The organism is Sphingobium sp. (assembly GCF_035511395.1).
Taxonomy (GTDB): domain Bacteria; phylum Pseudomonadota; class Alphaproteobacteria; order Sphingomonadales; family Sphingomonadaceae; genus Sphingobium.
Genome location: NZ_DATKFP010000386.1, coordinates 1 through 1,589, shown reverse-complemented (window position 1 = coordinate 1,589; position 1,589 = coordinate 1). Strand labels below are relative to the sequence as shown.

The 1,589-nt window shown below is 61.7% G+C and carries 3 protein-coding genes and 1 pseudogene; all 4 read right to left on the bottom strand.

What is annotated here, in order from left to right; all coding sequences use genetic code 11:
• Positions 1 to 200: 200 nt before the first annotated feature.
• Positions 201 to 947 carry an HAD-IIB family hydrolase gene (locus VMR39_RS26050; RefSeq protein WP_325420706.1) on the bottom strand — a complete coding sequence of 249 codons (747 nt, stop codon included), beginning with the start codon at positions 945 to 947 and terminating at the stop codon, positions 201 to 203.
• Positions 944 to 1,066, bottom strand: a complete 123-nt coding sequence (locus VMR39_RS30565) for a hypothetical protein (RefSeq protein ID WP_021243092.1) — start codon at positions 1,064 to 1,066, stop codon at positions 944 to 946. The genes VMR39_RS26050 and VMR39_RS30565 overlap by 4 nt, the downstream gene beginning before the upstream one ends.
• Entirely contained in the window at positions 1,050 to 1,244 is a 195-nt protein-coding gene (locus tag VMR39_RS26045) for a hypothetical protein (protein ID WP_021243093.1), read from the bottom strand. Before VMR39_RS26045 ends, VMR39_RS30565 begins: the two co-directional genes overlap by 17 nt.
• A 34-nt stretch (positions 1,245 to 1,278) precedes the next feature.
• Positions 1,279 to 1,589, bottom strand: a pseudogene (locus VMR39_RS26040) (glucose-6-phosphate dehydrogenase); the annotation flags it as partial.

Genomic DNA, 1,589 nt, shown 5'->3' with positions numbered 1-1,589 from the left:
ACCTGCAAGGACTGCGCCGCCAGCTGTCGGATGATGGCGGACATGGCGAGCTGAGTTTCCTCGAACGCGCCCAGGCGTAGTGAGGTCAAGCAGCTCCAGCACCATTGAAGCGATCCGTCGGCTCTACAATGTGGGACCGCTGCGAAGCTGGGTCGTATGGGTGCGAAAGCGGGACTGGTTAAGGATCGGCGGTAGCGCTTCTAGACCAGCCAGGCAGCGATCGCGCCAACCACCGACTTGGTTTCGGCAACGTCGCGGACTCGCACGGTATCCAGCCCGAGATGCTTGGCCGGATAATCATTTCCGCCCGGGAAGATCGCGTCACCGAAGAAGATCATCTCGTCGAGTGCGACGCCGGTCTGCTCGGAAAGGCGCTTAAGGCCATAGGCCTTGTCTATCCCTTCGCGGGTGATGTCGATCGATGTCGCCCCGCCGATATTGATGGCAAAGCCTGGCAGCAACGGCTGGAGCAGGGCCTGCAATTTCTTGCGCTTGGCGTGATCGGGATCCCACGTGTCCTTGGCCTCGAGCGGCGCCTGCTGACCGAGCGCGGAGAATGTGATCTGGCTGCCGCGATCCTCGATCTGCTCGCCCCAGATGTTCTCGTTTGCATAGCCCGCCTGCTCGACCGCCTTGGTCAGTGCTTCGCGGATGCGCTGGCTTTCGTCGCCGGTGAACAGATCGGCATAGATACGCGTCCATTGGCCGTCGGCGTGACGATATAGCTTGGTGCCCGTGGTCGGCTGGATGATAAAATTGTCGAGCCGCGCACGGGCGGGCATGCGCGACACCACCTGTTTCTCGAATTGCGGCCAGTCGCCTCCGGAGATGATCGCTACCATCGTCACGTCGAGCAGGCGGGTAAGCAGATCCGCCATTTCATCGTCGAGCGGCTGCTTGTTGAGCGCGAGCGTTCCCTCGAGGTCGAAAGCGGCCAGTCGCTTCATGATGATCCTCCCACAAGCGGCAGCAGAAATGCGTCGATGGCATCGGCGATGCCATCTTTGTCGTCGCTGGTTGAAATGTAGTGCGCTGCGCTACGGATCTCCTCAGGCGCCTTGCCCATGGCGATCGATAGGCCGGTGCGCACGAGCAAAGGGCAGGTCATTGGGCATGTGGCCGAGCGCCCGCGCCAGGGCATCGACGCCAGCTCGCTTGTTGGCATAGGGGTTGGTGACGTCCAGATAGTAGGTCCGCGACCGGGCAATCGTCGCCGACGCCAGGCTCTTGTCCTTGCGAACCAAAGTCCGTCGATGTCGGAGATGACGAGGCCCAGCATCATTGGCCGATCCTGTGCCAGAAGCGGCCATCGCGTTCGAGTAGGGCATCTGCGCCGGCCGGGCCGGCGCTGCCTGGTGCATAGGATTCAAGCCTGCCCTTGTCCTTGACCCAGTCATCGAGGATCGGCTGGACCGCGGCCCAGCCCGCCTCGATCTGCTCAGCGCGCTGGAACAATGTCTGGTCGCCGGTCATCATGTCATAGAGCAAGGTTTCGTAGCCGGTCCGGCCCGACAGCTTGAAGTGGTCGGCATAAGTGAAATCGAGCGTTGTCCCTGCGGTCTTGATCACTGGACCCGGTTTCTTGACCA